The organism is Streptomyces sp. NPDC057253, assembly GCF_042669125.1.
Taxonomy (GTDB): Bacteria; Actinomycetota; Actinomycetes; order Streptomycetales; family Streptomycetaceae; genus Streptomyces.
This window is the reverse complement of the sequence record NZ_JBHUXV010000012.1, coordinates 113828-136350: the sequence shown is the minus strand read 5'-3', so window position 1 is coordinate 136350 and position 22523 is coordinate 113828. Positions and strand designations below refer to the sequence as shown.

Below are 22523 nucleotides of genomic sequence, written 5' to 3'. Positions count from 1 at the left end.
GGGTGGCGAGGCGGCCGCGTGGCCGTCCGCCGTCAGTCGTGGTGCGGTGGCGCTCAGTTGGTACGGATGACGATGGTGGAGCAGACCTTGTCGGCGAAGGTCTGACGCTTGGCGTCCCAGGCCGGCCACAGCCAGCCGAGGTAGCACGCCAGGCTGTCCAGGAAGTGCGCGAGACGGCGGACGAAGGCCATGCCGACACCGAGGGGCTGACCGTCGATCTCCCGGACCAGGCGGATGTTGAGCGCCTTCTTGCCGACCGTCTGGCCGGTGCGGCCCTCCATGATGAGCAGCCAGATCGCGAGGCCGATGATGGCGAGGTAGCCGATGATCACCAGGGCCGCCGTCTTGTTGGCCGCACCGATGCCCACGAGGATGTACGGGACGATGAAGACCAGCATGTCGACCAGGGTGCCCGCGAAACGCCGGCCCCAGCTCGCGTACGGCGGCTGGGCGCCGTAACCCGGCTGCTGCGGGTAGCCGTAGGCGGAGGCCGGGACCTGCGGCGCCTGCGGGTAGCCGTAACCGGGCTGCTGCGGGTAGCCCTGCTGCGGCGGGACGCCCTGCGGGGCCTGCTGCGGGTAGCCGTATCCAGGCTGCTGGGGCTGCTGCTGCGGGTAGCCGTAACCGGGCTGCGGCTGCTGGGGGTTCTGCGGCTTCTCGTACGGATTGTTGGGCGAGCCGAAACTCATGGTGGGAATCCTCCGTGAACGCAAAGGGGACGTTGCGGAATTGTGCGGAGGAACGTCACGAAAACAAGCGGTATGCCCCCCGAACATCAGCCGCGATACAGCGCCCTCCATGGTTCTAGGAGAGGAGAGCGGTTGTCCAGGCGCATTGCGATGTGTTGTGCAAGTGCAACCCGGATTGGAACCAGGGGGCGGTCATCCGCGAGGATGGGCTCATGACCGCCCAGATTCTCGATGGCAAGGCCACCGCAGCCGCGATCAAGTCCGATCTGACCGCCCGCGTGGCGGCGCTGAAGGAGAAGGGCGTCACGCCCGGCCTCGGCACGATCCTGGTCGGGAGCGATCCCGGCAGTCAGAAGTACGTCGCGGGCAAGCACCGCGACTGCGCCGAGGTGGGCATCGCCTCCATCCAGCGTGAGCTGCCGGAGACGGCCACGCAGGAGGAGATCGAGGCGGTCGTCCGCGAACTCAACGCCGACCCCGCGTGCACCGGGTACATCGTCCAGCTCCCGCTGCCCAAGGGCATCGACGAGAACCGCATCCTGGAGCTCATGGACCCGGACAAGGACGCGGACGGGCTGCACCCGATGAACCTGGGGCGGCTGGTGCTGAACGAGCCGGCGCCGCTGCCCTGCACGCCGAACGGCGTCCTCACCCTGCTGCGCCGCTACGGCGTCGAGATCAAGGGCGCGGAGGTCGTGGTCGTCGGCCGCGGTGTCACCATCGGCCGCCCGATGCCGCTGCTGCTCACCCGGCGCAGCGAGAACGCGACCGTGACCCAGTGCCACACCGGCACCCGGGACCTGTCGTCCCACCTCAAGCGCGCGGACATCATCGTCGCGGCGGCGGGTTCCGCCCACCTGATCCGCCCCGAGGACGTGAAGCCGGGCGCCGCCGTCCTCGACGTCGGTGTCTCCCGCAACGCCGAGGGCAAGATCGTCGGAGACGTCCACCCCGGCGTCGCCGAGGTCGCCGGCTTCATCTCCCCCAACCCCGGCGGCGTCGGCCCGATGACCCGCGCCCAGCTGCTCGTCAACGTGGTCGAGGCGGCGGAGCGCGGTGTCGGCTGACGGGCGGGTGTCCAAGGAGCAGCGCGTGACAGCGCGGGCGACCGGGACCGGAGCCGGGACCGGGGTGACGGGGTCCGGAGCGCCGGGCGGAGCCGGGGAGTCCCGGGAACCCGGTGTCTCCTCGACCGGAGCGGACGGGCGCCAGGAGCTCGGTGCGGCCGCGGCGGGAGCGTCGGGGCCGCAGGGGCGGGCCGCGGAGTCGGCCGGGTCTCGGGAGCCGGATGCCGGTGCCGTGGAGGCCCGGGAGGCCGCTGCGGGATCGGAGGGCGCGGAGGCGCAGGAGCCCGGTGCCGGACCGGTTGGCGTGGAGGCGCACGAGGCCGGCGCGGGGAGTCCTGCCGGGCGGCAGGGCGGCGGTGGCGACGGGGAGTCGGATCAGGCTCGGGATGCCGAGGCGGAGGCCGAGATCGTCGTACGGGATGCGGAGGCGGAGGCCGAGATCGTCGTACGGGATGCGATCAGTGCGCCGGATGTCGACGGGGTGCCGCGGCGGGCCACTCGGCGGTTTCCGCTGTTCACCCGGGACACCGCGCGGCCCGAGGGCGGTGGCCGCGCCGCGCCGCGGGACGCGCCGGCGCCCGCCCGGCAGTGGCCGGTGCTCGCCGTGTCGGCCGCGGTGGGCCTCGGACTGCTGCTGACCGCCCTCGACCGGTTCCGCGTCGGCACGCTCCTGATCGGTCTGGCCCTGCTCGCCGGTGCCGTGCTGCGCTGGCTGGTGCCGGACGTCGGCATGCTCGCCGTGCGTTCCCGCTTCACCGACATCGCGACCTACGGCGTGCTCGGCACCGCGATCGTCCTGCTGGCGATGATGGTGCAGCCGGACCCGTGGCTGGTGATCCCGTTCCTCAAGGACACCCTGCACTTCACGGTCACCAACAGCTGATCCCCGCGGGGGAGGGCCGGCGGTCCGCCCCCTCCCCCGATGAGGGACGGACCGCCGTCGAGATTCAGCCTCCCGTGCCGTGAGCGGGCTGTTCAACCGCTGTCGGTTCGCTGTGGCACAGCGGTGACGGTTCCGGCACGGTGTGAGCGACCTGCCACAACCGCCCCGCGGACAGGAACCGATCCGGCCTCTGACGTCGTCAATTGCCTGGAAGCAGGTGAGGACGCCGTGGAGGTGGGCGATGAGTGGCTGGCAGGCGCTGCCCGACGATCTGCCGCCGGAGGTACGGCACTTCGTGGAGCAGCTCAGGCGGCTCAAGGACCGCACGGGGCTCAGCCTGGTCGCCCTCGGCGCCCGCACCGCCTACAGCAAGTCCTCCTGGCACCGCTATCTCAACGCCACCCAGCCTCCGCCCCGGCAGGCCGTCGCCGCCCTGTGCCGGATCGCCGGCCTCGAAGGCCCCGACGCCGAACGCCTCACCGTGCGCTGGGAACTGGCGGTCCAGGCCTGGCCCCGACCGGCGTCCCCGGCACAGGGGGCGGGGGCCACCGGGGGCGAGGGGTACGAGGACGACCCGACCCTGCCGTGGTGGGACGAACCGCCCCGGGAGATATCCGGCGGAATGAACCGGCTGCTGCTCGCCGCCGTACTGCTGCTCGTGCTCCTGCTGGCGGTCGGAGTCGCCGGGGCCGTGGTCTCTGGGTGAGCCGGGAACTGCCGTGGCGGGCGTTATTTCCGGTGTGCTCCTCGTGTGACGATGTATTGACAAGTTTGCGCTTTTGATACAGCACCGTTCGACAGCGTCGATAACGTGTCGAACTTGCCGATGCACCCGTGCGCCTGTGCCCGGAAAGCTGAGATCCTTGCAGCGCACGTGAGCACCACAGCACCGACCGGGGGGAAAGAGGGGGGAGCAATGCCTCGTTGGAAGGCCTTGCCGGACGATATGGATCCGCAGGTCAGGGAGTTCGCCAGCCAGCTGCGGCGGCTCGTGGACCGCAGCGGACTGAGCATCGCGGCCGTCGCCGACCGCACGGGTTACAGCAAGACGTCCTGGGAGCGCTATCTGAACGGCCGGCTGCTCGCGCCGAAGGGTGCGATCGTCGCCCTGGCCGAGGTCACCGGCACCAATCCCGTTCACCTGACCACGATGTGGGAGCTCGCCGAACGCGCCTGGAGCCGTTCGGAGATGCGCCACGACATGACCATGGAGGCCATCCGGATCTCCCAGGCCCGGGCCGCGCTCGGCGAGTTCGGAGCGCCGCCCACGCCCGCCACGGGCGGCAAGACGGCCCGCAAGAGCGGCAGCGTGACGGCCACGCCGGGGGTGGCGGGGCCCGCGGGGGTCGCCCCCACGGTGCCGCCGCAGCCGGCTCCGGCGGAGACCGACAGTGGCTCTGCGGCCCGCAACTCCTGGGGCGTGGCCGGGTATCAGGGGCCGTCGCAGGCCACTTCGGGACGTACGGCCGCCGCCGCGGCGCCCGTCCCGGCCGACGGGCCGGGGTGGACGCCGGGGTCGCCGGGGCCGTACGACCAGCCGCAGGACGCTCGGCCGGGCAGTGGCAGCCCCGGCTCCGGGGGGTCCGGCGGCTCAGGTGGGTCCGGTGGTGGGAAGCGGCGGTTGACGATGTTCCTCGCGGGGATCGTCGGGGTGCTCGTGGTCGTCGCCGCCGTGTTCTTCCTGACCGACGGGGGCGGGGACAAGAAGAACCGCGCCGAGAAGTCCCCTTCGCCGTCCGCCAGTACGTCCGTCTCGCTGCCCGCCGGGGTGAAGTGCAGCGGGGCCGGGTGCACCGGGAAGGACGCCGAGGCGATGGGGTGCAGCGGGAATCTGGTGACGACCGCCAAGACCGCGACGGTGGGGGCGGCCGTGGTCGAGGTGCGGTACAGCGAGACCTGTGGGGCGGCGTGGGGGAGGGTCACCCAGGCCGGGCAGGGGGACAAGGTCGAGGTGTCGGCCGGGAAGGTGTCCGAGCAGAGCGGGAGCATCACCGAGGCCGGGGACACGATCGCTTACACGCCGATGGTCGCTGTGAAGGATGCGGGTGAGGCGAAGGCGTGCGTGACTCTGGCTTCGGGGCAGCGGGGGTGCACCGACTGAGGGGGTGCGGGGGATTGCGCGTTCCCCGCGCCCCTGGGGAGTAAATCTTCGCGGAGTGCGCATGGGCTGTTGAATCCTGGGCACGCGAGAAATACCCCCACGGGAGTCCGGACACCGGTACCCCCATACGGCGGCCGTTTCCGTCCCCCCTCTCCCGGACGGGCGGCCGCCTCTTTTGTTCGGGGGAGGGCTGTGGGGTGGGCCACACGGACCCGGACGTTCGGGTTCCCGGATGCGCGATAGCCTGAGCGGTGGATCTCTTGATGCCGAGAGATCGATCAAACGTCCGGGGCAGGGACGCCGCCCCACCGCCAGCTGTCATACGGAGAACGCCATGACCCGCACTCCCGTGAACGTCACTGTCACCGGCGCGGCCGGCCAGATCGGTTACGCCCTGCTCTTCCGCATCGCCTCCGGCCAGCTGCTCGGCGCGGACGTGCCGGTCAAGCTCCGCCTCCTGGAGATCACCCCGGCGCTCAAGGCCGCCGAGGGCACCGCCATGGAGCTCGACGACTGCGCCTTCCCGCTCCTCCAGGGCATCGACATCACGGACGACCCGAACGTCGCCTTCGACGGCACCAACGTAGGTCTGCTCGTCGGCGCCCGCCCCCGCACCAAGGGCATGGAGCGCGGTGACCTCCTGGAGGCCAACGGCGGCATCTTCAAGCCGCAGGGCAAGGCCATCAACGACCACGCCGCGGACGACGTCAAGATCCTGGTCGTCGGCAACCCGGCGAACACCAACGCGCTGATCGCCCAGGCCGCCGCCCCGGACGTACCGGTCGAGCGCTTCACCGCCATGACGCGCCTGGACCACAACCGCGCGCTGACCCAGCTCGCGAAGAAGACCGGCACCTCGGTCGCCGACATCAAGCGGCTGACCATCTGGGGCAACCACTCCGCCACCCAGTACCCGGACATCTTCCACGCCACGGTCGCCGGCAAGAACGCCGCCGAGACCGTCAACGACGAGAAGTGGCTGGCCGAGGAGTTCATCCCGACCGTCGCCAAGCGCGGCGCCGCGATCATCGAGGCCCGGGGCGCGTCCTCCGCCGCCTCCGCCGCCAACGCCGCCATCGACCACGTGTACACCTGGGTCAACGGCACCGCGGACGGCGACTGGACCTCCATGGGCATCCCGTCGGACGGCTCCTACGGCGTCCCGGAGGGCCTGATCTCGTCCTTCCCGGTCACCACCAAGGACGGCGTCTACGAGATCGTCCAGGGCCTGGACATCAACGAGTTCTCCCGCGCCCGCATCGACGCGTCGGTGAAGGAGCTGGAGGAGGAGCGCGAGGCGGTGCGCGCGCTCGGCCTCATCTGATCCTCTCGACGCCGAGTCTTCTCGACGGCTCTGTCACGAGCCTGCACGGGCCCTGTTCCGGTTCCTTCCGGAACGGGGCCCGTGGCCGTTTTTCGCCCTACGGTCGAAGCCTTACCCGGTGGGGTGATTCGGGGGGATGCGCGATGAACGGCTGGAACGGCTACAGCTCCGGTTCCGGAGCGGAGCACGAACCGAGCGAGGAGAGAGGCCGGGCTGCCTGGAGCTCGGGGGAGACGCGGGCGGGGGGTGCACGGGCGGGTGACGCGCGGGCAGGGGACGCCCGGGCGGGGGAGCGGCCGCCGTGGGCCTCGGCCGAGACCCAGACCTCCTTCGTGCCGCCCCGGGACCAGGAGCTCGCGCCGCCGTGGGCCGCGGCACCGACGCAGTCCTCGCCGCTCGCGCCCGGCCGGGGCACGGCCCCGCCCTGGACTTCGCCGGAGCCGACACCGCCCTGGACCTCGTCGGTGCCCATGCCTGTGGGTCCCGCCTCCGCCCCGGCGCCCCACCGGGTCCGGCGGGTGTTCGCCGCCCTCGTCGTGGCCGTCCTGGTCGGGGTCGCGGTCGGGGCCGGCGTCTGGTTCCTCCTGCGGGACACCTCCCTCGGCTCCCGCTCCGGTGCGGGTCCGGCCCCGAAGGTCACGGCCTCTTCGTCCGCGAGGCCGTCCTCCACGTCGCCCTCGTCCGCCGCGACCCCGACGCCGGTGTCCTCCGCGGCCGCCGGATACCGCCGCACCGAGGACCCCGTCGGCTACAGCATCGACGTGCCCCGGGGCTGGACCCGCACCGAGAAGCAGGGGCAGGCCGCTCCCGTCGTGGTCTACGACGCCCCCGCCGACGGTCGCCGGCTCCAGATCTTCCGGATCGCGGAGGACACCCCGGCCCAGTCCCTCGACCTGGCCGAGAACGACCCCGGCTACGGCTTCGCGCGCCAGCCCGGTTACCAGGTCCTCGACCGCGCCTCCGGCACCACCTGGGCCGAACTCGCCTACCGCTACGACGACACGGACCTCGGTGCCCGCCAGGTCGTCGACCACCGCTTCCAGGCCGCCGACGGGACGCTGTACGCGATCCGAGCCACCGGCCCCGCCACCCTCGCCCCCGCCCTAGTACGCGACCCGCTCACCAGGGCCCTGACCTCCTTCTGCCCGACGGGCGCGGAGTGCGACTGAGCATGGCCGCCGACCGCCGCCGGAACGCTGGTGCACAGGGAGGCACGACTGCCTCGGAGGCCCCTACTCCAACCCCCGTCGTCCCGGCGTCCAGAACGGCTTGGTGAGTACCGCGCGCCGGTCCCAGCCCAACTCCCTCACCAGCAGCCGTCGTACGGTCTGCACGGTCCGTGCCTCCCCGGCGACGTACGCCACCCCTCCGGGCTCGGGAGCCAGCCGCCGTACCGCGTCCGGGAGTGAACGCTCGTCTCTGGTGGGCCAGTCGAGGCGGTCGGCGTGGGGGAGCGGGAGCCGGTCCGCGGGTGTCCCGGTCTCCACGCAGCCGGAGATCCGCGCCTCCGGCGGCAGCGCGGCCAGCATCGCGCCGAAGGCGACGGAGGCGGTCTCCTCGCCGACGAAGACATGGTGGGAGGCGTCGGGGCGGAGCGTGAACGAGCCCTCGGGTCTGCCGAGCCGCACCTGCGCGCCGACCGAGACTCCCCGCCCCCACGCGGCTCCCGGCCCGGCCCCGGCGTGGTCCAGCACGCACAACTCCACGGCGCCGAAAGGGTCGTAGCGCCACAACGAGTACGTACGACGGGTCGGACCCGGTCCGACCAGGACGCGCACCTGTTGTCCGGGGCGGACATCCAGCCCGGCGAGGCCGTCGCCCTCGATGCGCACCCGGCGCATCCGGGCCGCGATCGGTTCGGCCTCGGTGACGACTCCACGGAGCATCAGCAGACCGATGACCGGGTTCAGCAGGGAGGGCACGGCGGCTCCTCGGGGCAACTGGGGCACGGGCGTGGGAGGTTGGGCCAACGCCTCAGCGGCGACCCGAACGCGATAGTACTCGTTTCCCGTCCAACGCGATAGTGCTCGACTCTCCTGGTCGATCGAACGGTGTCCGGCCGAAGTGGCCGCCGGTCGTCACGTGCCCGCGCGCCCCAGTCGCTTCTCGAACCAGTGGTCGCCGTAGACATGCTCGGAGTACGGCGGGATCTCCGTGTAGCCGCACGCCCGGTACATCCGCCGGGCCTCGGTGAGGGACGCGTGCGTGTCGAGGCGCAGGACCGTGAGGGCGCGGGCCGCGGCCTCCGTCTCCAGGGTCGCGAGGAGGCGGCGGGCGAGGCCCAGGCGGCGGGCGTCCGGGTGGACCCACACATGGCGGAGTTCGCCGACCCCCGGTTCCAGGCGCCGCAGCGCCCCGCAGCCCACGGGGCGGCCCTCCTCGTACGCCACGAAGAACGCGCCCGCGTCCCCCGAGACCTCCTCGGGACGGACCAGGTCGGACGGGTCGAAGCCCTCCGGGAAGCGGGCGTCGATGTCGGCGGCGTAGGCGTCGAGGCAGGCGCGGGCGTCCGGGGCGGCGCCGTCGACCCGGGTCACGGTGATGCCGGCCAGCCGCAGCAGACGCCGGGCGGTGCCGATCGCCTCGGTGAGCCGGTCGCGCTGGGGCCCGCTCAGGCCGTGGAGGAGACCGGCCGCGAGGGCGTCGGCCCGGCGGTTCTGCTCCTTCAGTTCGACACGTCCGGCGCGGGTCAGCTCGACCATGCGCAGCCGGCTGTCGCCCGGGTGGACGCTGACCCGGACCAGTCCCTGGCTCTGGAGGGTCTTCGTCATCCGGCTCAGATAACCGGCGTCCAGCCCGAGCCGGCTCCTGAGCTCGCGCAGCGAGACCCCCTCGCCGATCTCGAACAGCAGCCGCGCCTCACCGAGCGGCCGGTCCTGGCCGAGATAGTGGTCGTCGAGCGCGCCGATACGGCGGGTGAAGTAGCGGTTGAACCGGCGGAACTCCGCCACCTGCTCTCTCGACACCGGGTCCATAATCTTTGACTGTAGTCAAAGGATTCCGGGGAGTCCATCAAACCGGCATTCCGGTTTCCTGTGCACACCCGCCCCTCTATGCTGATTGTTTGTCAACAACCAACTTGAACAAGGGCTTTGCACGCATCGGGGGAGTCGCGTGACTACTGCATCCGTACCTCGGCAACCACAGACGGCACCGCCGGGTCCGGCCACACCGCCGCACGCCAGCGAGGCGACCCGCCTGCTGTGCGCCGGTACCTATCTGGATTCCGGTTACCGCGACCGGGTCATCGAGCAACTGCACCTGAACGAACAGCGGATCGTGGCGCCCTCGCTCGGCCTCGACGCGGCCCGGGTGCTCGCGCACGCGCTGCGCGCCCGCCGCCAGGAGCTGCTGTGGGCCGGGGCGATCATCGCCCTGTGGGTGATCGGGCTGCCGCTCACCGGCGGACTGCTGGGCCTCGCGCTGGTCCCGAGCCTCATGCTCGCGATCGCCCCCTGGGTCCGCGGCAAGGGCGGGAACCCGCCGCTGTACCGCCGGCTGCCCGCCTTCCTGATCCGCTGGTGGGGCCGTATCGGCTTCGCGGTCTACCTGGCCGTCACCCTCTTCGCCGCCTTCGGCGGCGGGGACGACGATTCCTCCTACGGCTCGTCCTACGGCTCCTCGTACAGCGAGTCGTCCTCCTACGCCGACTCCTACTTCGGCGGCTCCTACGGCGACTCGACCGACGTCACCGACTTCCTGTTCCCCGACGTCGACCGGGCCGGCTCACTCATCGGGCCCCTTCAGGCCTGGCTGGTGATCGTCGTGCTCGCCCTGATCGCGGGGTGCGTGGCCGCCCAGCGCGGCCAGTTCGCCCGGGCGGTGGGCGCCGAACTGTCCCCGCAGCGCTTCCCGGACGCGGCCGGCGACCCCGCCGAGCGGGCCGAGGGGCCGCGCTTCCAGCGGCTGAAGGAGCGCATCCGGCTCGAACAGCACGCGCCGCTGGTCATGTACCACGAGAAGCGGCCCTTCTGCGGGGCCGGAGCCGCCTACGAGACCTGGGTGCTCGCCGTCGAGCTGCGGCCCGACGAGACCAAGAAGGAACAGCTCCCGCTGAACAACCGCGCGGTCCTGGAGAAGATCCGCCCGCTGCTCGAACAGCTGCGGCTGCCCTCGGAGTTCGCCGGGCACACGGTCCGCGACCGGCTGCGCTGGCTGGAGATCGACGAGTGCGTGTTCCTGCCCGCGGAGGGGCTGCGCCGGCGCGAGGAGGCGCCGTACCACCCGGGGGCCTTCGAGGAGCACCGGGCGCGGGCCGTCGAGGAGGGCGCCGAGAAACGGCGGCACTTCCTGCGGATCCGGGTCGGCGGCTGGGAGGAGGAGCTGGTCGTCACGGTCTTCGTGCGCGTCCACACCCAGGGCCGCATGCTCATGCTGGAGATCGCCCCGCATGTGCTGCTGCCGGTGCGCGAGGACTTCAAGGACGCCGACCGCGCGGCGCACAACTACCGGCACAACAACGTGCTCGGCAAGGCGGCCTGGGCGGTGGCCCGGGTGCCGGGCTCCGCGGCCCGCTCCCTGGCCACCCTCGGCAGGGGCGTCGGGTACGTGTGGAAGCTGCTCACCGGCGGGTACGCGGGCGCGCTGCCGGACGGTCCCGCGCTGTCGGTGCGGGAACTGGGCTCCATGGACGAGGGGTCCACGTTCCAGGAGATGGACGCCTACCGTTACCTCAGGAGCGTCCAGGACCGGGTCGCGCACGGCGTGCTGACGGCGCTCGCCGCATCCGGCTACCAGACCGGCGAGTTCGTCCAGAAGATCGTGAACATCAGCAGTGGCGGGGTGCACGTCGAGGGCGGTGTCCACGGCAGTACGTTCGCGGCGGGCAAGTACGCCACCGCGACCTCGGGAACCGCGTCGCAGAAGGGGAGCGGCAGCAATGGCAACGGATGAACCGGGCGTCAGCATCAGCGGAGGGGTGCACGGCAGCACCTTCGCCATCGGCAGCCACGCGCGTGCCGAGAGCCACCACGGGGCCCCGCCCGGGCGGGACGAGGCCGCCGAGGCGCTCCTCGCCGCCGTACGGGAACTCCGCGCCGACCTCACGAGGCTGACGTCCACGGACGAGACGGCCGTGCTGGACACCGCGCTGGCCGAGACCGAGGAGGAGATCGTCACGACCGGCCAGGCGGGACCGACCCGCCGGGAACGCCTGCGGGCGCTGCTGGACGACTCGCAGGCACTGGTGAGCCTGGTCGCCTCGGCGGGGGCCGTGGCCGGGTTGCTGGGGTTGTGACGGGGGCCGTGGCAGAGGCGAGGGGGAGAGCGTGAGCGGAGGCGTGCGGTACTGGAACGAGGAGACGCAGCGGTGGGAGGACGGTGACGGCGCCGAGACGGCGACCGGCCCGATCACCCCACCACCCCCGGCCAGACCGGGGGCCGCACCGCCGCAGACTCCGGTGTGGCCACCGGCGGCCGGGTCGGACGACACGGGCGAGGGGCCGGGAACGGCCTTGGGTGCGGGTGCGGGTGTGGTGGACGCGGGGCCCGGAGCCGCCTCTGGAACGGCCCCTGGCGCGGGCCAGGGATCGGTCCCTGGAGCGATCCCCGGCACGGGCCAGGGAACGGCTCCTGGAGCGATCCCCGGCCCGGTCACTGAAGTGTCCTCGCCGTTGCCGCCCCCGCCCGCCCCTCCCGCCGGGTGGCCCGGAGCCGGAGGTGGCAGTTCCTGGCACGGGCCCGGGTCCGGTGTCCCGGAGGGCGGGTGGTCGTCCGTCGAGCAGGTCGGGGGCGGGGGTGGGCCGTCGGCCGAGTGGTCGGGGTCGTCCTGGGCTACCGCCGGACAGACGGCCGTTTCCCCGCCTGCCATGCCTGCCGCACCCGCCGCCGGGCGCAACCGTCGGCTCCTCTGGTCCGTGCTCGTCGGTGCCGCCGCCGTCGGGGTCGTCACCACCCTGGTGCTGACCCTGGTCGTCGGCGGCGGCGACAAGGACGACCAGGGCGGGGGCGGAAGCCCGTCGCCCACAGGAGTCGTCTCGCAGCAGGGCGAACCCGAGGGGTCGCCCACCCCTTCGCCCACCGAGGAGTCCGCGTCCCCGCTCGCCTCGGCACCCGAACTCCCCGCCGGATACGAGCTGTACGTGGACCAGCAGGGCTTCCGTATCGCCCGCCCCGCGGGCTGGTCGCGGAGCACCAAGCCGTCCCAGTTCGGCATCGACGTGGTCAACTACCGCAGCGCGGACGGCGAACGACGGCTCCAGGTGTACCAGATCGCCGAGAGCTCCCCGGAGGAGTCCTTCCAGCTGTACCTCTCCGCCGACACCCCCAAGCCGGACGGCTTCAAGAAGCTGGCCCTGCGGCCCGTGGACGAGGAGGGGTTCACCGGTGAACGCCTGGAGTACGTGGCCGACACCCTCAGCGGTGAGCCCGACGTGGGTCCCTGGCACGTCTACGACCAGCGGTTCGTCGCCCAGGACGGCCTGATCTACGCGGTGGCCGCCTACGGCCTGGAGAAGGACGGCAGCCAGGACGAACTCGAGCTCCTGACCAGCGCGTTGAAGGGGTTCTGCGCGCCGTACACCTGCGACCCCGCGGCGATCGACTGACCCCGGACCCACCCCCGGCGCGGCCGGCTCACGTGCTCAGCAACTCGTCCTGGAGCTTGTTCACGTCCAAGCTCTCGTCCGCCGACGGCGTCTTCGACGGGACCGGCCTGCCGTAGTCCGAGAAGGACAGCGTCAGGTCGGTCCCGCCGCCCTTCTGCGTGGCCCGCACCAGCCGGTGCGGGGTGTCCGACGTGACGTACAGGACCACCCGCCTGCCCTCCGACGTGCCCTTGAGCGGGATCACCTCCTGGCCGTCGATCTTCGTCGGTGAGCCCTTCGTCAGCCGCCGGGTGTCGGAGGAGTCCGCGGTGATCTCCTTCTGGAAGGACGTCAGGTCGCAGGTGTCGGCCATGCCCTTCAGCATCGCGTCGCGCGTGGAGCCGTGGATGTAGCGGTTCTTGAGGAGTTCGGCCACCGCGTCGCCCTGACCGCCCGGTACCTGCGCCTTCCAGAACGCGGTGTCCGGCTTCATCCACACCTCGGCGCCCCGCTTGACGATCTCCACGCTGCCACCGCCGCCCCCCATCCTCATCGTCCCGGCGCAGTTGCCGTCCCGGTCGAGGGAGAGGTCCATGGAGGCCGGCTGGGTCTTGCTGGTGCGGGTGCCGGCGCTGCGGTCCGTCAGCTTCAGACGGACGGACTCGGCATCGAGGAGGTTCTTCTTCGCCTGGTCGACCAGCTCACGTGCGCTCGGGTCGTCGGCGGCGGCGACCGGGGCGAGGGCGGGGGAGAGCGAGAGCAGGCCCGGCGACAGCAGAAGGGCCGCACCCGCCGCCGTAGCGATCAACACTCTCGGTGCCATGGCGTCACCTCCACGCCGTGAGGCAGTGCGCCCGCAGGGCACATCCAGCGTACTTTTCGCCCGATTTGCCCGCATGTCCAGTGAGCCAGGGCACTTTCGGCCAACGATTGCGCATGCAATCGAGGGTCCTGGGCATGCGATGACGGTCCCGGTGAGTGACACGTGTGTGACGCAGGGGCACTGAACAGGAACGGAAGGCAACACCGATCATGGCCGGACAGCACGCGCGGCAGCAGCCGCACACCATCCACGCGGGCGGCGAGTGGCGCGCAGCCGTCTCCGGAGCCACCCGCGAGATCCTCGACCCCGCCGACGCACGGCCGTTCGCCGTCGTCGCCGAGGGTGACGAGAAGGACACCGACCTGGCGGTCGCCGCCGCCCGCCAGGCCTTCGACTCAGGACAGGGCCCCTGGCCGCTCACCCCCGTCGCCGAACGCGCCGCACTGCTGCGCCGCGTCGCCGATCTTCTCGTACGCGACCGCGAAGAACTCGGTCTGCTGGAGAGCCGGGACGCGGGCAAGACCGTGGAGGAGGGCCGGGTCGACATCGACTGTGTCGCCGACGCCTTCCGCTACTTCGCCGACCTCGTCGCGGGCGAGGCGCCCGGCCGGGTCGTCGACGCCGGCTCGACCGAGATCCACAGCGTCGTCGTCCACGAACCCGTCGGCGTGTGCGCGCTGATCACCCCCTGGAACTACCCGCTCCTCCAGGCCAGTTGGAAGATCGCCCCGGCGCTCGCGGCCGGCAACACCTTCGTGGTCAAGCCGAGCGAGATCACCCCGATGACGACGATCGCGCTCATCGAGCTGCTGGTCGAGGCCGGGCTGCCGGAAGGCGTCGCCAACATCGTGACCGGCCCCGGCCACACCGTCGGCGCCCGGCTCGCCGAGCACCCCGACGTGGACCTGGTCTCCTTCACCGGCGGCCTGGTCAGCGGCACCAAGGTCGCGCAGGCCGCCGCCCCCTCCGTCAAGAAGGTCGCCCTCGAACTCGGCGGCAAGAACCCCAACGTGGTCTTCGCCGACGCCTGCGCCACCCCCGAGGGCTTCGACACCGCCGTCGACCAGGCCCTGAACGCCGCGTTCATCCACAGCGGCCAGGTCTGCTCCGCGGGCGGCCGCCTCATCGTCGAGGAGTCCGTCCGGGACCGCTTCGTCGCCGAACTCGCCCACCGCGCCGCGAAGATCCGCCTCGGCCGCGGCACCGAGGACGGTGTCGAGTGCGGGCCGCTGGTCTCCGAGCAGCAGCGCGCCAAGGTCGAGTCGTACGTCGCCTCCGCGCTGGAGGAGGGGGCGGTGCTGCGCTCCGGCGGCCAGCGTCCCAAGCCGTCGCCCGAGCGTCCCGTCGAGGGTTACTTCTACGAGCCGACCGTCCTCGACCGCTGCCACCGCGAGATGCGGGTCGTGCGGGAGGAGGTCTTCGGGCCTGTCCTCACCGTGGAGACCTTCCGCACCGAGGAAGAGGCCATCGCCCTCGCCAACGACACCGAGTACGGCCTCGCCGGTGCCGTCTGGACCGCCGACGCCGGACGCGCCCGCCGGGTCGCCGGCCGGCTGCGCCACGGCACCGTCTGGATCAACGACTTCCACCCCTACCTCCCGCAGGCGGAGTGGGGCGGCTTCGGCAAGAGCGGGGTGGGCCGCGAGCTCGGACCCGCCGGTCTCGCCGAGTACCGCGAGACCAAGCACGTCTACCAGAACCTGGCCCCCAAGCCGGTCCGCTGGTTCGCAGGCTGAGCCCACGCGCGCCCCTCCCTCGCCCTCGGCGTTCTCATCGCCGCTCTCCCTCAAGACTTCACTGGAGTACCCCCATGTCCGATCTCAAACAGGAGTACGACTACGTCGTCATAGGCGGTGGCACAGCAGGCTCCGTCATAGCCTCCCGCCTCACCGAGAACCCCGACGTCACGGTCGCCGTCATCGAGGGCGGCCCCAGTGACGTCGGCCGGGACGACGTCCTCACCCTGCGCCGCTGGATGGGCCTGCTCGGCGGCGAACTCGACTACGACTACCCCACCACCGAGCAGCCCCGCGGCAACTCGCACATCCGGCACAGCCGGGCCCGGGTCCTCGGCGGCTGCTCCTCCCACAACACCCTCATCGCCTTCAAGCCGCTGCCGTCCGACTGGGACGAGTGGGAGGAGGCGGGCGCCAAGGGCTGGGGCGCGGTGCCGATGGAGGCGTACTACGCCCGGCTGAAGAACAACATCGTCCCGGTCGACGAGAAGGACCGCAACGCCATCGCCCGCGACTTCGTCGACGCGGCCCAGAAGGCCCTCCAGGTCCCCCGGGTCGAGGGCTTCAACAAGAAGCCCTTCGACGACGGCGTCGGCTTCTTCGACCTCGCCTACCACCCGGAGAACAACAAGCGCTCCTCGGCGTCGGTGGCGTATCTGCACCCCGTGATGGACGAGCGTCCCAACCTCACGATCCTGCTGGAGACCTGGGCGTACAGGCTGGAGCTGGACGGCACGCGCGCGGACGGCGTGCACGTGCGCTCCAAGGACGGCCGGGAGACTCTGATCCGGGCCCGCCGCGAGGTCGTCCTGTGCGCGGGCGCCGTCGACTCGCCCCGGCTGCTGCTGCACTCCGGCATCGGCCCGCGCGAGGACCTCGAAGCGCTCGGCATCCCGGTCGTCCTCGACCTGCCGGGCGTCGGCGAGAACCTCCTCGACCACCCCGAGTCGGTCATCGTCTGGGAGACCAACGGCCCGATCCCCGACAACTCCGCGATGGACTCCGACGCGGGCCTGTTCGTGCGCCGCGACCCCGAACACCCGGGCCCCGACCTGATGTTCCACTTCTACCAGGTCCCCTTCACCGACAACCCGGAGCGCCTCGGCTACGAACGCCCCGCGTACGGCGTCTCGATGACCCCGAACATCCCCAAGCCGAAGAGCCGCGGCCGCCTGTACCTCACCAGCGCGGACCCGGAGGTCAAGCCCGCCCTCGACTTCCGCTACTTCACCGACGAGGACGACTACGACGGCCGCACCCTCGTCGACGGGATCAAAATCGCCCGCGAGGTCGCGGCGACCGAACCGCTCGCCAGCTGGCTGAAGCGGGAGGTGTGCCCCGGCCCCGACATCACGGGTGACGAGGAGCTGAGCGAGTACGCGCGCAAGGTCGCGCACACCGTCTACCACCCGGCGGGAACCTGCCGCATGGGTGCCGCCGACGACGAACTGGCCGTCGTCGACCCCGAACTGAGGATCCGCGGCCTGGACGGCATCCGTATCGCCGACGCGTCCGTGTTCCCGACCATGACCGCCGTGAATCCCATGATCGGGGTGCTCATGGTCGGTGAGAAAGCAGTCGACCTGCTGGGAGGTGGTGCGTGATGAGTACGACCGCGACCATGGAGAAGCCCCCTACCACCGACAACCCGGTGTTCTCCGTCGACGGCCTCTGGAAGGTCTTCGGCCCCAAGGCCGAGCGCGTGCCCGAGGACACCGAACTGGCCGCCCTGGACCCCGCCGACCTGCGTGCGCGGACCGGCTGCACGGCCGCCGTCCGTGACGTGAGCTTCGATGTCCGCAAGGGCGAGGTCTTCGTCGTCATGGGCCTGTCCGGCTCCGGCAAGTCCACGCTGGTGCGCTGTCTGACCCGGCTCATCGAGCCCACCGCGGGCACCATCTGCATCGACGGCGAGGACGTCCGCGCGATGGACAGGTCCCGGCTGCGCGAACTGCGCCGCCACCGCGCCGCGATGGTCTTCCAGCACTTCGGCCTCCTCCCGCACCGCACGGTCCTCGACAACGTGGCGTACGGCCTGGAGGTCCAGGGCGTCTCCAAGGCCGAGCGCCGGGCGCGGGCCGCCGAGGTCGTCGTCAAGGTCGGCCTGGAGGGCATGGAACAGCGCAAGCCGTCCCAGCTGTCCGGCGGCCAGCAGCAGCGCGTGGGCCTCGCGCGGGCGCTCGCGGTCGACCCCCAGGTCCTGCTGTTCGACGAGCCGTTCAGCGCGCTCGACCCGCTGATCCGGCGGGACATGCAGGAGGAGGTGGTCCGCCTGCACCGCGAGGAGGGCCGCACCATGGTCTTCATCACGCACGACCTGAGCGAGGCGCTCAAGCTCGGCGACCGCATCGCCCTGATGCGCGACGGCAAGGTCGTCCAGCTGGGCACGCCCGAGGAGATCGTCGACTCCCCGGCCGACGGCTACGTCCGCGAGTTCGTCCGGGACGTACCGCGCGAGCAGGTCATGACGGTCCGCAGGGCCATGAAGCCCGGCGGCTGCGCGGGCCCGGCCCACCCGGGCGCCCTCGCCCCCGACGCCGTGGTCGCCGACGCCATCAAGGTGGTCGCCGAGCGCGGCGGCCCGGCCTGCGTCGTCGAACGGGGCCGCTGCCTGGGCGTCGTCGACCACGAGCGCCTGCTCGATGTCGTCGCCGGAACGGAGCTCCGTGCGGGCACCGTCGCGTCGGAGCCCCCCAAGGGAGCCTCCGGAACGGAGCTGCGCAAGGAGGCCGTCTGATGGCCACCGTCACCGCCTCCACCCCCCGCACCCTGCCCACCGGTCTGCTCAGGCACCGCGCGGTCCACAAGCTCCTGCTCATCGCCCTGGCCGCCGCGGTCCTCGTGCCGCTCGCCAACGCCCAGTGGGCCAGCGGAAGTTGGCCCGCCGCCCTCACCGTCGACCTCACCAAGCCGCTCGGCAGCGCCAGCGACTGGATCATCGACAACCGCGACAGCCACCCGCTGTTCCTCTACTTCTTCGGCTACCTCAGCAACGCGGTCGTGATCTCCGTGCACGCCGTGTACGTCGTGCTGCTCGACGCGGGCTGGGCCGGCGTCACCGCGCTCGGCGCCCTGGTGGCCTGGCGGGTCGCCGGCGTCCGGCTCGCCCTCGGCACCGCGGCCGCGTTCCTCGCCTGCGGGCTGCTCGGCATGTGGATCCCCACCATGCAGACCCTCGCCCTGATGGTCGTCGCCGTGCTCGCCTCGGTCGTGGTCGGGGCCCTGCTGGGGCTCGCCGCCGGGCTCTCCCGCCGTATGGACAAGGTCCTGCGCCCGGTGCTGGACACCATGCAGGTCATGCCCGCCTACGCCTACCTCCTCCCGGTGGTCCTGGTGTTCGGCATGGGCGTGCCCGCCGCCGTCCTCGCCACCGTCGTCTACGCCGCCCCGCCCATGGCCCGCCTCACCGCGCTCGGCCTCCAGGGCGCGGACAAGGGGGTCCTGGAGGCCGTCGAGTCGCTCGGCACCACCGCCCGCCAGCGGCTGCTGACCGCCCGCATCCCGCTGGCCCGCAAGGAGCTCATGCTGGGCCTCAACCAGACGATCATGATGGCCCTGTCGATGGCCGTCATCGCGTCCGTGATCGGCGCCGGCGGCCTCGGCGACCGCGTCTACCAGGCGCTGGCCTCGGTCGACGTGGGCGCGGCCCTCGCGGCCGGCATCCCGATCGTGCTGCTGGCCGTCGTCCTGGACCGGGTCACCGGCGCGGCGGGCGACGGGACCGAGGGACACGGGCGTGCGGGATGGGCGTACGCCCTCGCGGGCACCGTCGCCGTCGCGGTCGCCGGGCGTCTGCTGGGCCGGCTCGACTGGCCCGACGCCTGGACCCTGAACATCGCCGAGCCCGTCAACCGGGCCGTCGACTGGATGACGGCCCACCTCTACTCCGGTGTCCCCGTGATCGGCGGCACCGCCGACTGGGCCGCCCACTTCACCACCTGGATCCTCGACCCGGTCCGCGGCGGCCTCCAGGCGCTGCCCTGGTGGTCCGTGCTGCTCGTCGTCGCCACCCTGGCATGGCTGATCGGCACCTGGCGCACCGCGCTCACCGCGGTCCTCGCCATGGCCGCGATCGGTGTCCTCGGCGTGTGGACCCCCGCGCTGGACACCTTGTCGCAGGTCCTCGCGGCCGTCGCCGTCACCCTCGTCCTCGGCTTCGCGACCGCCGTCGCGGCGGCCCGCAGCGACCGGTTCGAGCGGATGCTGCGGCCCGTCCTGGACGTCTTCCAGACGATGCCGCAGTTCGTGTACCTGATCCCGGTCGTCGCCCTGTTCGGCGTGGGCCGCGCGCCCGCCGCCGCGGCCGCCGTCGTCTACGCGCTGCCCGCCGTCGTCCGTATCACCACCCAGGGCCTGCGCCAGGTCGACCCGGCCGCGATGGAGTCCTCGCGCTCCCTCGGCGCGACCGGCTGGCAGCAGCTGCGGCAGGTCCAGCTCCCGCTCGCCCGGCCCGCGTTGCTGCTCGCCGTCAACCAGGGCGTGGTCCTGGTCCTCGCCGTCGTCGTCATCGGCGGCCTGGTCGGCGGCGGCGCGCTCGGCTACGACACCGTCTTCGGCCTGGCCCAGGGCGACCTGGCGACCGGGCTGGTCGCCGGCGCCGCCATTGTCTGCCTCGGCCTGATGCTCGACCGGGTCACCCAGCCCACCGAACGCCGTACGGGGAAGGGAGCCTGACATGCGCGTCCGTACACTCGCCGTCGCCGGATCCCTGCTGCTGCTCACCGGCTGCGGTGCCGCCGACATGACCAAGCAGGCCTCGCCCTTCGCCAACGCCCACGGCGCCAAGAGCGTGACCCTGTCCGTGCAGTCCTGGGTCGGGGCGCAGGCCAACGTGGCCGTCGCGCAGTACCTCCTCGAGCACAAGCTCGGCTACCGCGTCGACACCGTCCAGGTCGACGAGGTCCCCGCCTGGGACGCGCTCAGCCAGGGCCGGGTCGACGCGATCCTGGAGGACTGGGGCCACCCCGAGCAGGAACAGCGGTACGTCAAGGACAAGAAGACGATCGCACCGGGCGGCGGACTCGGGGTGACCGGGCACATCGGCTGGTACGTCCCGACGTACTTCGCCAAGCAGCACCCGGACGTCACCGACTGGAAGAACCTCAACAAGTACGCCTCGCAACTGCGCACCGCCGAGAGCGGCGGCAAGGGCCAGCTCATGGACGGCTCCCCGTCCTACGTCACCAACGACAAGGCGCTGGTGAAGAACCTGGGCCTGGACTACCAGGTGGTGTTCGCCGGTTCGGAGGCCGCGCAGATCACCCAGATCAGGCAGTTCGCCAAGGAGAAGAAGCCCTTCCTGACCTACTGGTACGCCCCCCAGTGGCTGTTCAAGAAGGTCCCGATGACCGAGGTGAAGCTGCCCGCCTACAAGGAGGGCTGCGACGCGGACCCGGCGAAGGTCGCCTGCGCCTACCCGCACACCCCGCTCCAGAAGTACCTCAACACGGACTTCGCCAAGTCCGGCGGCAAGGCGGCGGCCTTCCTGAAGAGGTTCAAGTGGACGACCGAGGACCAGAACGAGGTCTCCCTGATGATCGCCGACCAGAAGATGACCCCGGAGGACGCGGCGAAGAAGTGGGTGGACAGCCACGAGTCCACGTGGAAGGCGTGGCTGTCCTGAGTCCACGGGAGGGCGGGCTGTCCTGAGTCCACAGGTGGGCGTGGCTGTCCCGAACCGGCCCTAGGTCCGGAGGCGGTCGGCGAGCTCGCGCAGCTGCCGGGCCGCTCGGCGCTGGAGCCCCGGCCCGAACGTGACGCGAGTGGCCCCGAGTTCACCGAGTTCGGTGGGCGAGGGGCCCTCGCCGTCGAGCCGCCCGAACACGTTCAGCGGCCCCTGGATCCCGGACCGCAGCAGCGGCAGTACGTGCGCCGGGGCGCCGATCGGATAGACGCAGTCGGCGGCCCGCCGCGACATACAGCGCGGCCCGCTCGATGGCCCGTTCCGGATCGCCGTCGCCGTAGGAGAACGTGTCCACGCGGGCGTTGACGAACAGCAGGTCCCCGGCCGCGTACCGGACCTCGGCGAGCCAGTCGGCGTGCCGGTGCGGGTCCTTCAGAGTCCTGTTCTCGGAGTCCTCCAGATTGCAGCCCACGGCTCCCGCCTCCAGCAGCCGCTCCACCAGTTCCTTGGGCGCCAGCCCGTACCCGCCCTCGACGTCCGCCGACACGGGCACGTCCACGGCCCCGCAGACGCGCGCCACCGCGGCGAACATCTCGTCGGCCGGTGTGGACCCGTCCTCGTGGCCGAGGGCGGCCGCGATCCCCGCGCTGGGCGTGGCGAGCGCCGGGAACCCGGCCTCCTCGCACACCCGGGCGCTGACCGCGTCCCACGGGCCGGGCAGGACGAGGGGATCGCCCGGGAGACGGTTGCGGTGCAGCGCGCGAAAGACGTCCACCTTGCTCACGGCCGGTACCCCCCGGGCGGGATGCGGCGGGCGACCATCACCCGGTTCCAGTTGTTGATCGCGACGATCAGGCCGACGAGATGGGCGAGGCCGCGGTCGTCGAAGTGCTTGGCGGCGTCGGCGTACACCTCGTCCGGCACGTGGCGGTCCGTCAGGACGGTCACCGCCTCGGTCAGCGCCAGCGCGGCCCGCTCCCGCTCGTCGAAGACGCCCTCGGCCTCCTCCCACGCGGCGAGCAGCTCCAACTGCCGCTCGCTCAACCCCTGTTCGCGGGCGATCGCCAGATGCATGTCCAGGCAGAAGGCACAGTGGTTGAGCTGCGAGGCCCGGATGACGACGAGCTCGGCGAGGCCAGGGTCGCCGAGCCCCCGTTTCGCGGCCGCACTGAGCGCGGACAGGGCGCGGCCGACCTCACGGTCGAGGAGGTCCGTACGGCTCACTCGTGCTTCCCGGCCTCGTAGTGCCCCGGGACCATCCGGCAGGTCACGCCGAACCGGTTCCACGCGTTGATCACCGTGATCGCGGCGATCAGCTGGGCCAGCTCGGCCTCCTCGAAGTGCTTGGCCGCATGGTCGTACACCTCGTCCGGCACGAAGCCGTCGGTCAGGACCGTGACCGCGTCGGTCAGGGCGAGGGCCGCGACCTCCTTCTCCGTGTAGAAGTGCTGCGACTCCTCCCACGCGCCGAGCTGGATGATCCGCTCGACGCTCTCACCGGCCGCGAGGGCGTCCTTGGAGTGCATGTCGAGACAGAACGCGCAGTGGTTGAGCTGCGAGGCCCGGATCCTCACGAGCTCCAGCAGCCGGGGTTCCAGGCCCTTCCCGGCGGCCGTGTCGAGGCGGAGCATCGCCTTGTAGACCTCGGGGGCGTGCTGGGCCCAGGCCAGGCGGGGGGTGTGCTCGGGGGCGCGTTCAGGGGTGTTCCGGACGGTTTCCTGTGTGGTCATGCCTCGACCCTAGGAGCCAGGCA

21 protein-coding genes and 1 pseudogene are annotated in these 22523 nt (G+C 71.9%); 14 read left to right on the top strand and 8 right to left on the bottom strand.

Annotation, left to right across the window (positions count from 1 at the left end):
• Window positions 1-53: 53 nt before the first annotated feature.
• On the bottom strand, window positions 54-689 hold the full coding sequence (locus ACFULQ_RS09695) for an RDD family protein (RefSeq protein WP_383540549.1): 636 nt from the start codon (window positions 687-689) through the stop codon (window positions 54-56).
• 212 nt (window positions 690-901) lie between these two features.
• On the opposite strand from ACFULQ_RS09695, the gene ACFULQ_RS09690 reads away from it, so the two are divergent.
• The 5 genes from ACFULQ_RS09690 to ACFULQ_RS09670 all read left to right on the top strand — a co-directional run bounded on the left by ACFULQ_RS09690 (window position 902) and on the right by ACFULQ_RS09670 (window position 6064).
• The gene (locus tag ACFULQ_RS09690) at window positions 902-1756 is read left to right on the top strand and encodes a bifunctional methylenetetrahydrofolate dehydrogenase/methenyltetrahydrofolate cyclohydrolase (RefSeq protein ID WP_383540548.1); all 855 of its coding nucleotides are present in this window, start codon (window positions 902-904) and stop codon (window positions 1754-1756) included.
• Window positions 1757-2162: 406 nt separating this feature from the next.
• On the top strand, window positions 2163-2639 hold the full coding sequence (locus ACFULQ_RS09685) for a DUF3017 domain-containing protein (protein WP_383540575.1): 477 nt from the start codon (window positions 2163-2165) through the stop codon (window positions 2637-2639).
• Window positions 2640-2880: 241 nt separating this feature from the next.
• Window positions 2881-3345 (top strand): helix-turn-helix domain-containing protein, encoded by a 465-nt coding sequence (locus tag ACFULQ_RS09680; protein WP_383540545.1) that lies wholly within the window; start codon window positions 2881-2883, stop codon window positions 3343-3345.
• Between the two features lie 210 nt (window positions 3346-3555).
• Entirely contained in the window at window positions 3556-4740 is a 1185-nt protein-coding gene (locus ACFULQ_RS09675) for a DUF2690 domain-containing protein (protein WP_383540542.1), read from the top strand.
• A 334-nt stretch (window positions 4741-5074) separates the two neighbouring features.
• A complete protein-coding gene (locus ACFULQ_RS09670; protein WP_383540540.1) occupies window positions 5075-6064 on the top strand; it encodes a malate dehydrogenase in 990 nt (329 codons plus the stop codon).
• A 160-nt stretch (window positions 6065-6224) separates the two neighbouring features.
• Here ACFULQ_RS09670 and ACFULQ_RS09665 read toward each other — a convergent pair whose 3' ends face one another.
• On the bottom strand, window positions 6225-6536 hold the full coding sequence (locus ACFULQ_RS09665; RefSeq protein ID WP_383540538.1) for a hypothetical protein: 312 nt from the start codon (window positions 6534-6536) through the stop codon (window positions 6225-6227).
• Here ACFULQ_RS09665 and ACFULQ_RS09660 point away from each other — a divergent pair.
• A complete protein-coding gene (locus ACFULQ_RS09660; RefSeq protein ID WP_383540536.1) occupies window positions 6535-7233 on the top strand; it encodes a hypothetical protein in 699 nt (232 codons plus the stop codon). The genes ACFULQ_RS09665 and ACFULQ_RS09660 overlap by 2 nt on opposite strands.
• Before the next feature lie 63 nt (window positions 7234-7296).
• Here the strand turns inward: ACFULQ_RS09660 and ACFULQ_RS09655 are convergent, their stop codons facing one another.
• Both ACFULQ_RS09655 and ACFULQ_RS09650 read right to left on the bottom strand, forming a co-directional pair.
• Window positions 7297-7986 carry a siderophore-interacting protein gene (locus ACFULQ_RS09655; protein WP_383540533.1) on the bottom strand — a complete coding sequence of 230 codons (690 nt, stop codon included), beginning with the start codon at window positions 7984-7986 and terminating at the stop codon, window positions 7297-7299.
• Window positions 7987-8142: 156 nt separating this feature from the next.
• Window positions 8143-9039 (bottom strand): GNAT family N-acetyltransferase, encoded by an 897-nt coding sequence (locus tag ACFULQ_RS09650; RefSeq protein WP_383540530.1) that lies wholly within the window; start codon window positions 9037-9039, stop codon window positions 8143-8145.
• A 139-nt stretch (window positions 9040-9178) separates the two neighbouring features.
• Here ACFULQ_RS09650 and ACFULQ_RS09645 point away from each other — a divergent pair, with 139 nt between their 5' ends.
• The 3 genes from ACFULQ_RS09645 (at window position 9179) to ACFULQ_RS09635 (ending at window position 12609) form a co-directional block, all read left to right on the top strand.
• Window positions 9179-10957: a hypothetical protein gene (locus tag ACFULQ_RS09645; RefSeq protein ID WP_383540527.1), complete on the top strand. Its 1779-nt coding sequence runs from the start codon at window positions 9179-9181 to the stop codon at window positions 10955-10957.
• The gene (locus ACFULQ_RS09640) at window positions 10944-11300 is read left to right on the top strand and encodes a hypothetical protein (RefSeq protein WP_383540525.1); all 357 of its coding nucleotides are present in this window, start codon (window positions 10944-10946) and stop codon (window positions 11298-11300) included. The genes ACFULQ_RS09645 and ACFULQ_RS09640 overlap by 14 nt, the downstream gene beginning before the upstream one ends.
• A gap of 571 nt (window positions 11301-11871) precedes the next feature.
• Window positions 11872-12609, top strand: a complete 738-nt coding sequence (locus tag ACFULQ_RS09635; RefSeq protein WP_383540522.1) for a hypothetical protein — start codon at window positions 11872-11874, stop codon at window positions 12607-12609.
• A gap of 28 nt (window positions 12610-12637) precedes the next feature.
• On the opposite strand, the gene ACFULQ_RS09630 is transcribed toward ACFULQ_RS09635, so the two are convergent.
• Entirely contained in the window at window positions 12638-13411 is a 774-nt protein-coding gene (locus ACFULQ_RS09630) for a hypothetical protein (RefSeq protein ID WP_383540519.1), read from the bottom strand.
• A gap of 209 nt (window positions 13412-13620) precedes the next feature.
• Here ACFULQ_RS09630 and ACFULQ_RS09625 point away from each other — a divergent pair, with 209 nt between their 5' ends.
• The 5 genes from ACFULQ_RS09625 to ACFULQ_RS09605 all read left to right on the top strand — a co-directional run bounded on the left by ACFULQ_RS09625 (window position 13621) and on the right by ACFULQ_RS09605 (window position 20770).
• Window positions 13621-15147 carry an aldehyde dehydrogenase family protein gene (locus ACFULQ_RS09625; RefSeq protein ID WP_383540515.1) on the top strand — a complete coding sequence of 509 codons (1527 nt, stop codon included), beginning with the start codon at window positions 13621-13623 and terminating at the stop codon, window positions 15145-15147.
• Window positions 15148-15221: 74 nt separating this feature from the next.
• Window positions 15222-16751: a GMC family oxidoreductase gene (locus ACFULQ_RS09620; RefSeq protein WP_383540513.1), complete on the top strand. Its 1530-nt coding sequence runs from the start codon at window positions 15222-15224 to the stop codon at window positions 16749-16751.
• Window positions 16751-17884, top strand: coding sequence for a glycine betaine/L-proline ABC transporter ATP-binding protein (locus ACFULQ_RS09615; RefSeq protein ID WP_383540510.1), 1134 nt, complete (start codon window positions 16751-16753; stop codon window positions 17882-17884). The genes ACFULQ_RS09620 and ACFULQ_RS09615 overlap by 1 nt, the downstream gene beginning before the upstream one ends.
• Window positions 17884-19821 (top strand): ABC transporter permease, encoded by a 1938-nt coding sequence (locus ACFULQ_RS09610; protein ID WP_383540507.1) that lies wholly within the window; start codon window positions 17884-17886, stop codon window positions 19819-19821. Before ACFULQ_RS09615 ends, ACFULQ_RS09610 begins: the two co-directional genes overlap by 1 nt.
• Before the next feature lies 1 nt (window position 19822).
• Window positions 19823-20770, top strand: a complete 948-nt coding sequence (locus ACFULQ_RS09605; protein WP_383540504.1) for an ABC transporter substrate-binding protein — start codon at window positions 19823-19825, stop codon at window positions 20768-20770.
• A 60-nt stretch (window positions 20771-20830) separates the two neighbouring features.
• On the opposite strand, the pseudogene ACFULQ_RS09600 reads toward ACFULQ_RS09605, so the two are convergent.
• The 3 genes and pseudogenes from ACFULQ_RS09600 to ACFULQ_RS09590 form a co-directional block, all read right to left on the bottom strand.
• Window positions 20831-21554, bottom strand: a pseudogene (locus ACFULQ_RS09600) (isocitrate lyase/phosphoenolpyruvate mutase family protein).
• Complete coding sequence (locus ACFULQ_RS09595; protein WP_383540502.1) at window positions 21551-21994, bottom strand: carboxymuconolactone decarboxylase family protein; 444 nt, start codon at window positions 21992-21994, stop codon at window positions 21551-21553. The pseudogene ACFULQ_RS09600 and the gene ACFULQ_RS09595 overlap by 4 nt, the downstream one beginning before the upstream one ends.
• Window positions 21991-22500, bottom strand: a complete 510-nt coding sequence (locus ACFULQ_RS09590; protein ID WP_383540499.1) for a carboxymuconolactone decarboxylase family protein — start codon at window positions 22498-22500, stop codon at window positions 21991-21993. The genes ACFULQ_RS09595 and ACFULQ_RS09590 overlap by 4 nt, the downstream gene beginning before the upstream one ends.
• Window positions 22501-22523: the final 23 nt, after the last annotated feature.

What these genes read in the sequence shown, in the direction of transcription:
- ACFULQ_RS09625 (WP_383540515.1), top strand. Translation starts at nt 13,621, where the DNA reads ATGGCCGGACAGCACGCGCGGCAGCAGCCGCACACCATCCACGCGGGC.
- ACFULQ_RS09605 (WP_383540504.1), top strand. Translation starts at nt 19,823, where the DNA reads ATGCGCGTCCGTACACTCGCCGTCGCCGGATCCCTGCTGCTGCTCACC.
- ACFULQ_RS09695 (WP_383540549.1), bottom strand. Translation starts at nt 689, where the DNA reads ATGAGTTTCGGCTCGCCCAACAATCCGTACGAGAAGCCGCAGAACCCC.
- ACFULQ_RS09615 (WP_383540510.1), top strand. Translation starts at nt 16,751, where the DNA reads ATGAGTACGACCGCGACCATGGAGAAGCCCCCTACCACCGACAACCCG.
- ACFULQ_RS09620 (WP_383540513.1), top strand. Translation starts at nt 15,222, where the DNA reads ATGTCCGATCTCAAACAGGAGTACGACTACGTCGTCATAGGCGGTGGC.
- ACFULQ_RS09665 (WP_383540538.1), bottom strand. Translation starts at nt 6,536, where the DNA reads ATGGGCACCGACGAGGTCCAGGGCGGTGTCGGCTCCGGCGAAGTCCAG.
- ACFULQ_RS09690 (WP_383540548.1), top strand. Translation starts at nt 902, where the DNA reads ATGACCGCCCAGATTCTCGATGGCAAGGCCACCGCAGCCGCGATCAAG.
- ACFULQ_RS09680 (WP_383540545.1), top strand. Translation starts at nt 2,881, where the DNA reads ATGAGTGGCTGGCAGGCGCTGCCCGACGATCTGCCGCCGGAGGTACGG.
- ACFULQ_RS09650 (WP_383540530.1), bottom strand. Translation starts at nt 9,039, where the DNA reads ATGGACCCGGTGTCGAGAGAGCAGGTGGCGGAGTTCCGCCGGTTCAAC.
- ACFULQ_RS09610 (WP_383540507.1), top strand. Translation starts at nt 17,884, where the DNA reads ATGGCCACCGTCACCGCCTCCACCCCCCGCACCCTGCCCACCGGTCTG.
- ACFULQ_RS09630 (WP_383540519.1), bottom strand. Translation starts at nt 13,411, where the DNA reads ATGGCACCGAGAGTGTTGATCGCTACGGCGGCGGGTGCGGCCCTTCTG.
- ACFULQ_RS09660 (WP_383540536.1), top strand. Translation starts at nt 6,535, where the DNA reads ATGCCTGTGGGTCCCGCCTCCGCCCCGGCGCCCCACCGGGTCCGGCGG.
- ACFULQ_RS09640 (WP_383540525.1), top strand. Translation starts at nt 10,944, where the DNA reads ATGGCAACGGATGAACCGGGCGTCAGCATCAGCGGAGGGGTGCACGGC.
- ACFULQ_RS09635 (WP_383540522.1), top strand. Translation starts at nt 11,872, where the DNA reads ATGCCTGCCGCACCCGCCGCCGGGCGCAACCGTCGGCTCCTCTGGTCC.
- ACFULQ_RS09590 (WP_383540499.1), bottom strand. Translation starts at nt 22,500, where the DNA reads ATGACCACACAGGAAACCGTCCGGAACACCCCTGAACGCGCCCCCGAG.
- ACFULQ_RS09675 (WP_383540542.1), top strand. Translation starts at nt 3,556, where the DNA reads ATGCCTCGTTGGAAGGCCTTGCCGGACGATATGGATCCGCAGGTCAGG.
- ACFULQ_RS09670 (WP_383540540.1), top strand. Translation starts at nt 5,075, where the DNA reads ATGACCCGCACTCCCGTGAACGTCACTGTCACCGGCGCGGCCGGCCAG.